This is a genomic window from Bacillus sp. GbtcB14 (genome assembly GCF_019091205.1).
Lineage (GTDB): Bacteria > Bacillota > Bacilli > Bacillales > Bacillaceae_G > Bacillus_A > Bacillus_A cereus_AG.
On the sequence record NZ_JAGXJT010000031.1, the window covers coordinates 1 to 8,229 of the forward strand.

An 8,229-nucleotide genomic window follows, 5' to 3' on the forward strand; every position below is an offset into this window, starting at 1 on the left:
GAACACGGAAGTTAAGCTCTCTAGCGCCGATGGTAGTTGGGACCTTGTCCCTGTGAGAGTAGGACGTCGCCAAGCAACTGTAAGACGAGTCAGAATGACTCGTCTTTTTTGTATGCTTTCATACCTCTGTTAATTGCCTGCTTAACACCTTCTAAATAGGCGAATCCATGCTTTTTATCTGGTTCTAAGTAAGTACCTTCTGCCCATTCATTCCACGCATTAATAAATAAAAACTCGCTGTTGTAAAGAGAATAGGTACGTTGAATTTGCTTACTTAAATATATCGTGAACTTTTTAGGGGTGGAGCCTAGGAAGATGCTGCTATTTAAGTCTTTGCGGCGTGCCGTGTTGTCCCAGTCGACAAAGGCACCGGGAAATGTTTTTTTCTCTGTAGGAGATCGCTTTAGTATATACATCCACACTTTATCATAATCCCAAGCGCTTATTTGTTTACCAGACTCATATATTGTCTTATTTATGTCTGAAGAGCTATCATGAGCAATTGTATAAAAAGGCTCAAATTGAATACTAGCATCAAATCCATTTATATTAGGAAGTGGAAAGCTGTTTAATGTTTCTGCGAAGTATATACCTTTCAAACCATTTTCTTGTGCGAGTGTATGCCAGTAATTAAGCATTTGCTCACAATCAGGGATATGCCCAGGACGATAAATAATGAATAGTGGTTTATCATCTATACGGATATATCTCTCATCTTGGAAAGCTTGTAATAAATACTCAAAGTGTTCTTTCCAATCTGATAACTCTCCGTAATTTTGAGGCATTAATATGTGACTATCAAGACCATCCCAAGTTTTTGTCCACGGTTCATTTGCCCAAGAAAGGCAAAATGGAAAATCTGGTTCGCCCGTCTTAAGTACTTCATTAAAGGGTGTCTCCAATAGCCTCTTTCCTTTAAACCAATAATGGTAATAACAAAAACCATATATGCCGTACGCTTTGGCAATTTTTGCTTGCCACTTTCTTACGGATGGGTTGGTTAAGTCATAATAAAAATTTTGATAAGGTTCTCTAGGTTGATAATGTCCTGAAAATAAAGGTCGTGCACTTTTAGTATTTGTCCATTCAGTAAAACCTTTCCCCCACCATTGGTTATTTTCTTTTATTTGATGAAACTGTGGTAAGTAAAAAGCGATTATTTTCAAGGTATATCCCCCTTTTGTTCTTCATAGTTCAAGTGGTGGGAAGTTACTTTTGATTTTTGGGATCCAGTTTAAGGCGCGAGATATGTTATTTACTGTTTTTATGCTCTATATTGAATTTGTTTTTACAGTCTACTCGATATGGGAATCTTGGATGATTCAATATATATAGCTGAGATAAAAAACGATTTTCATTATGAAATTACGTACATTATCATGAACGAAAAGAGTTAATCTTTTTGGAGAACAAATAGGGCTTGGGATAATTGGTTTACATTATCAAAAAGGTCCCACAGCTTTAAATATTTCTGATAGTGATTTTTAATATAAGTTCTAGGTATAACGGTTTCCCCGTAGAAGCTACTGTTTCTAATGTCTCCAGCTCCCGTAGGGCTGTGGACAAAATTTCCGCTTTCATAATCCGAGATGGCACGATTTCCTAACGTTTCATTACAAATAGTAATCATGAGGGGATCTACATCAATACCAAGTAAATTTTCATCGTGAACATCTTTGAAAAAGAAACGTATAATTCTCTCCCATCCGCAACCGAAGTCTAAAATTTTACGTTCGTTATTCAAGGGAACACCTAAATTTTGGGCATATGTTTTGACATGGCTATAAAACAAATATGCTTCATAAAGAGCATGTTCATAGGAAGCACCTACAAACTGTTGTTGAATTTCTTCGGGGGGGAACATAGGTACTAGGGTGCCGTTTATCTTTGTTTGTGAGCAACTTTGTATAAATAGATTTAGAAGCTCAATAGCAGATAGTGGACTAACAAGGTTATCAAAATCACTTCCTAACTTAAAGTTATTCATTTGTTAAATCTCCAAATGATGTAGTGATTAACAACTATTTATTTGTTTTTTACTAACAAAAACATGCAAAAATTCAGCATCTAACCCCAGTGATCTATCCTTTTGTAAATAAACAATGGTATACATGTTTGCATGTGTATAAATATATTCAATCATATCTTGACCCCAATCAAATGTTACTAAAGACCCATTCTCATCAATAGGATTTCCATGATAAATTGGCTCCTCAATATACTCAATTCCTTCTTTAATGATTCTTGCTCTTTGCAAAGTTTTTGTGAGTGTATGATACCAAGGGACAGTAAAGACATGAGCGCCGCCAGGTTTTAATACACGCTCTATTTCTTTAAAGGCTTTGTTTGGCTCCATTACATGTTCAAAGACATCTTGAGTAATGAACAAATCAAAAGATTCATTTGGAAAAGTCATGTTTTCTAAGTTCTCAGATCTAATTCCTTGAAAGTATTGACCGAGAGGATAGTTTTTAAAGTATTGAGAGTATGTATAGTTTTTGCAGTTTTTTATTAGTAGTTGAGTTGTAATCCCTCCAGGAGAGGATTCGTGGATATGATAGGAACCCCATTTTGGAAAAAATGTATTTAAAACATGGATTAAAGCTCGCTGCCTTGGTATAGAGTGGCATGTAGAACATAAGTAATGATCTCTAAGCCAATCATTATGCTCTATAAATGTAGTTTCCTTCTCACAAATAACGCAGTAACCATTATTGTGCTTTAAATTACCTTCCACATGACATCACTCCTGTGTAAAAAATGCATATGACACACACTTCAACAATCAGTGAAATCAAAGAGAGTGGGTGAAAATAAGGAATCCCATAAAAGTAAGATTGGTAGAATGGAATAATTAGCGGGAGAAAACCCCACGCTAATTAAAGTTTCACTTTATGCTATGCGTTACATTCGCTTTTATTCATTGAAAAATGTATCGACTTAGAATATCCCCTTTGTGTACGGATACATTTCAAAGTCTTGTGCATATATTTCTGTAACTAACGCCATTGTTTCTTCATTATAAAAGCTTTCATATGTTGGAAAGCGAGGGAAGGCTGCATCTGTAAGGCTGAGTTCTGCATAGCTTCCTGTATAAAGCATTTTATGAGCGCGATGATGATCTGAATTTGTAAGTAACGCTAAATTGGATTTAATCAAATCGTACGTGTGTTCTATCTTGGTGATTTGTGTATTAAAATCTTCTAAAGGAATATAGTATTGGATGAAATTTTCTTCACCTGGAACGTATTGCTGACTAAAATGTATGTCCATTGCTAGGGAATTTGAACCCAATGCTCGAATGTAATATAAAAATTGTTTAAATGATACTCCACGGTTACTATATTTGTCATTATACAAATAATGGCGGATACTTTCCCATTGAGGGCTAGCGTATGGATTGTCAGCAAGTAATAAAAATGAGCTGACGGCCCTTTTGTAGGGATTCCGTACAAGTTTACAAACATCTTTATTTGATGATAGAAGACCATTTTGTAACTCTGGTATGTAATTTATATTGTTTTTATACACCCAGAACTCATAGTAATGAATAAAGTCATTGTATTTCTTTGCTTCAGTAAATAATCCAATTTGAAAAAAGAACCAATTAGCTAATGCGGTACATCCGCTTCTATGGCTCCAGAATAGTATAAGTGGAAAGTCTTTATGGAAATGTGGGATTCGATCTTTATGTAGGATTACATGATTTAAAAGCTCTTGATTTACATTCTTCATAAATGTAGTGCTCCTTTTTGAAAGTTTTATTTATGGAGAAGGGAAGTTTTTACTAATCCAATATATTCATGGGAATGAGTAAATAGTAGGAGTGTTTTTTGCGATCATCTTAAATAAGGTGGCGATTCTAAAATGAAAATATAAAATAAAGATAATGAAAATTTATAAGAGGCATATAATTATAAGAGAATGAATAATAGAAGTGACCAAGTTCATGTATTTCTAGGTGTGATAAGCAAAAATCTTATTACTAGAGAGGATATTATGAGGAAGAATAATTATTTAATAGTAGGTGGAAATAGTTTCATTGGTATTAACCTCGCATTAGGTTTATTGAAACAAGGTCAAAATGTAAAAGTATTTTCCAGACATATAAATAATTTTCCTCAAAATATTATAAGTGATGTTGAATTTATTAAAGGGGATTTAGCAAATATTGAAGATATATATAAAGCTTTAGTGAATGTGGATATAATTATTTATTTAGCTGCAACGTCTAATGTAACAACTTCAATTGAAGATGTTTTTGGAGATAGGAACAGTAGCTTTTTTTTCCTTAATTTTATGGAAAGTGTTAAAAACTTTCCTATTAAAAGAATTGTATTAGCATCTTCTGGAGGCACGGTGTATGGTGAACCTGAATATTTACCTATTGATGAGAAACATCCATTAAAACCACTTTCGCCTTACGGAATAACAAAAGTGACGCTTGAAAATTATTTGTATTTTTATAAGAAAAAATATGAAATTGACTATGTTGTATGTAGATATTCTAATCCATATGGAAAATATCAAAATCCTTTAAAGAAAGTTGGGGCAATAAATTGTTTTTTGTATCAGCATCTCAGTAATAAAAAGATTAATATATATGGGAATCCACAAGAGATTATTCGAGATTATATTTATATTGATGATTTAGTTGAAATTACAATACAACTATCGCAATTAAATCGCTTGAAATCTTGTGTGTATAACATAGGAAGCGGTAAAGGACTTTCGTTAAAACGAATTATAGTAGAACTGGAGAAATTAACGGAAAGAAAAGTGGATTTTATCTGTTATAAACAAAAACAAGAAAATGTTCAAAAAATCATTTTAAATATAGATAGGGTAAGACAAGAATGTAATTGGGAACCGAAAATAGATTTCAAAAGTGGAATTAGATTAAATAAGCTATGGATTGAAGAGTTTTTATATAGTAAAAAATAATAAACCATGCCCTACTTGTGTATAAGTAGAGCGTGGTTTATTATTTTATTTCCTTTTTTATTACCCAAAGGTCTTGATGTTCCCACCAAAAACCTTCAGTGTATTTTTTGATGACAGGGTTATAGGGTAATAATTTAATTTTGGCACATACGTAAGAAGGGCTAACGATCGTTTGCCCGTATTGATGAACATCTAAATCCAATTGTTCACTAGAGGGGAGAAACCAATAACCCTGTTTATTTAAATCTGGAAAGCTGAAGTACTTTTTACTTTGATAACCATGAGTTGTGAAAATGAATAAGCCGCCAGGAGAAACAGCGTTATACAATGTTTGAAGCCAACGAAACCAAGTTGTATCAGGCATATGAGAAAAAAAGGATAGACAAAAAACGATATCATACATAGACGAGGCCAAATTTACTTGTTCAGGTTCAGGATGAGATAAGATAGAAGAAGTATTTAATGTACGTTCAATAAAAGTAATAGCCTCTTCATGTATATCGCAAGTAGTTATACTTAAGTTCGTTTGTAGGTTTAATAAATGACGTGTTACGCAGCCATATCCGGATGCGAATTCTAATAATTTTATTGGCGTGTCTATAGGAGGATAAAAGGAAGTAATCAAATCTAAGAGTGTTTCTGCGGATTTTCTCCCATCTTGAAAATAATAATCTATCGCTTCTTTTTTAGATGGGAAGACTGGATTCGTGACAAGGAATTGAAAGATATGATCCTCTGGATGGATATTTGCATTTACATTGTAGTTGTGTGCAATTTGAGAAATCAAATCTTTATTTGCCTCTATAAATTCTTTCAAAGAGTAACCCTCCTTAAATTATAGTAACCTCTTACAAGAGATACTGATGGCGAAGAAAATATATCATTCAATCTTCAAATATGCTTTAAGGTACTTTCTATATGTGTACATTTTCTTTTTTGATATGTCGTCGATAGTAAAGGCTTCTTTAATGAAATTCTGCATTTGTACAACTTCACTGTAATGGGAATATGAATCTTCTGTTCTCGTTACGCTATTTGTATGCCGTCTATGGTAGTTTAGGGGTTTGGGATTGAAATAAATATTCCCCTCTTTAAGAATAGAAACATAGAAAAACCAATCACCGGCTACTTTAAACTTTTCTAATTGTTTTTCTGTTGCTTGTATATCTATGTTTTTAAAAACTACACTTGAGACATTAGGTATGGTGTTTTTGATAAGTAACGTATCTTGTATTTCATCTGTCCCTTTTCGAAAATAAGAACTTTTCCATTTTTCTTTATCGATATCATTTGTGTAATCTAAATAATGATTGGCCAGGATATTTCCTCGTTCATCTATTTGTTTTGATTGTGTGTAGCTTAAGGTAACATCACCATGTATATGAAACCCTTGTATGACTTCTTCTAAAAATGTCTGATCACATAAGTCATCGGCCTCTGCAATCCAAATATAATCACCGGTTACTGCAGAGACGCCTTTTATCCATTGTTTAAATACAGAACCAGAGTTTTTATCATTAATAATCTGCTGAACTTTTAGGTGAGGCTTATTTTCGTTTGAGAGCAGCTGTTCAAATATAGATACGCTATTGTCAGTGGAGGCATCGTCTAGGAAAATTAGTTCGTAAAGAGGATAGGTTTGGTTTAATATTGATTTAACTCGGTCAGGTAAGTATTTTTCGTAATTATAATTCGGTATGATTACGCTTATTTTTTTATAATTATGCTCAAGCAGGTTTAATAATTGATAAATATAATGAAGAAAGTTGAAATCTTTTTCAATAAGTTCTTGGCCAAAGCAACCTTTTTGTAATCGTAAATCCTCATCCCCAATAAATTCATATATTCTTTCCAGCATCTTCGGTAAATTTAAAAAGTCTACTAAGGCACCAGTTTGTTCCGTAACAACATCTTCAAAACCTCCAGCGTTTTTAAATCCTATAACAGGGACTTTTGTATCTAATGCTTCTAAAACAACGTTTGGAAAAGGATCTTCTCTTGAAGTTAATAAATATAAATCAGCCCCGGCGTTATATAAACCGATATCTGGAGTAGGCTCCACTAATGTGAAATGTGCTGTATATCTTGGGGAGAGTGTATTTAAAAAGTGAACATCCGTTCTCCCTACCCAGATGAAATGAATATTCGTATGAACCTTTCTTACTGAGTAAGCAATAAGCGAGAATAAATCTATCCCTTTTCGATGATCAGCGAAACCTACCCCCAAAATAATTTTGCTGTCTAGAGGCAGGTTGTGTTTTTTTCGTAATTCGTTTCTAGCTTTTGCAATATTGTTCTTATAAGGATTGTGGTTAAACAAACCTTGAGGGAGGATGTGGCATTTTTGATGATCTAATTGGGTGATTGTACGGAATTTTTCATACACGTACTGTGAAGGGAAGACAATTTTGTAAGCAAACTCGGCAATATTTCTCGCTTTTCCTTCGGCGGAGTACTGTTGTATTAAATGTGGCAATTCATGTATTAATGAAATAACTTTTATATTGTGTTTAGTTAGTAATGCAACTATATCACCACTTATTACGGTACTACATATGGCGATGGTGTAGTCTTGTGATAATAACTTCTTTATTAATAATGCGACCTTTTCTTCCGTTGGGTAGTCTTCCTCTAGGCAATAAACAGGACCATACTTTTGAAAATCGTGGATTAAAATGCCTGTTCCAATAGAAATAATTGCGACGGAGTAATGAAAGTTTTCTTTAAGAGCTTTAATAGTATGTAAAGAAAGCAGCTGTGCTCCGTGGAAATGGGCATCATGGGATACATAAATGATCTTTTTATTAACATGCATTTCATAACACCTCCTAAGTTAATTAGATTTTTAGTAAATGCATAGTGTATTTATAATTCCTAGAGAGAAGTGGTAGGAGATAATTGTGAATGTACTCGAAATAAAAAATGCTACCTTTAATATATATTTGTTTGGCTTGATATTCATTCTTTAGAAAGGTGTAAGTGGTAAGAAAGAAAGTATAAACTGTCGATTATGAAAGTGACTGCACCAGTTTATTAATTTCTAGGAACGAAGTATAAATGAAGCAGGTTCAATGCCCTTTAGAATTTATAAAATAAAAAGGATAAAAGGTATTGACGATTAGAGTATAGAGGTGTAATATAGAACAAGTCGCCGATGCAATAACGCAGAACGCGGCAAACAAAATGAAAAACTTAGTTGACATTAACTAACGAAGATGTTAACATAAGGAAGTCGCAAATGAGCGACCAAGTAGTTCTTTGAAAACTGAACGAAACAAACAACGT

The 8,229-nt window shown here is 33.4% G+C and carries 7 protein-coding genes; 1 reads left to right on the top strand and 6 read right to left on the bottom strand.

All coding sequences use genetic code 11. The features are described 5' to 3' along the window. Nucleotides 1-89: 89 nt before the first annotated feature. The 4 genes from KVT31_RS29035 to KVT31_RS29050 form a co-directional block, all read right to left on the bottom strand. Entirely contained in the window at nucleotides 90-1,166 is a 1,077-nt protein-coding gene (locus KVT31_RS29035) for a glycosyltransferase WbsX family protein (RefSeq protein ID WP_088094901.1), read from the bottom strand. 227 nt (nucleotides 1,167-1,393) lie between these two features. Next, complete coding sequence (locus tag KVT31_RS29040; protein ID WP_088094902.1) at nucleotides 1,394-1,987, bottom strand: class I SAM-dependent methyltransferase; 594 nt, start codon at nucleotides 1,985-1,987, stop codon at nucleotides 1,394-1,396. Nucleotides 1,988-2,014: 27 nt separating this feature from the next. Then, the gene (locus KVT31_RS29045; protein ID WP_088094903.1) at nucleotides 2,015-2,737 is read right to left on the bottom strand and encodes a class I SAM-dependent methyltransferase; all 723 of its coding nucleotides are present in this window, start codon (nucleotides 2,735-2,737) and stop codon (nucleotides 2,015-2,017) included. Between the two features lie 203 nt (nucleotides 2,738-2,940). Next, nucleotides 2,941-3,735: a sulfotransferase family 2 domain-containing protein gene (locus tag KVT31_RS29050; protein ID WP_088094904.1), complete on the bottom strand. Its 795-nt coding sequence runs from the start codon at nucleotides 3,733-3,735 to the stop codon at nucleotides 2,941-2,943. 264 nt (nucleotides 3,736-3,999) lie between these two features. Between KVT31_RS29050 and KVT31_RS29055 the strand changes: the two genes are divergently transcribed. Next, nucleotides 4,000-4,944 (top strand): NAD-dependent epimerase/dehydratase family protein, encoded by a 945-nt coding sequence (locus tag KVT31_RS29055; protein WP_088094905.1) that lies wholly within the window; start codon nucleotides 4,000-4,002, stop codon nucleotides 4,942-4,944. 40 nt (nucleotides 4,945-4,984) lie between these two features. Here the strand turns inward: KVT31_RS29055 and KVT31_RS29060 are convergent, their stop codons facing one another. Together KVT31_RS29060 and KVT31_RS29065 are read right to left on the bottom strand one after the other, a co-directional pair. After that, entirely contained in the window at nucleotides 4,985-5,761 is a 777-nt protein-coding gene (locus KVT31_RS29060; RefSeq protein ID WP_088094906.1) for a class I SAM-dependent methyltransferase, read from the bottom strand. A gap of 63 nt (nucleotides 5,762-5,824) precedes the next feature. Further along, entirely contained in the window at nucleotides 5,825-7,759 is a 1,935-nt protein-coding gene (locus tag KVT31_RS29065; protein ID WP_088094907.1) for a glycosyltransferase, read from the bottom strand. Between the last annotated feature and the right edge of the window lie 470 nt (nucleotides 7,760-8,229).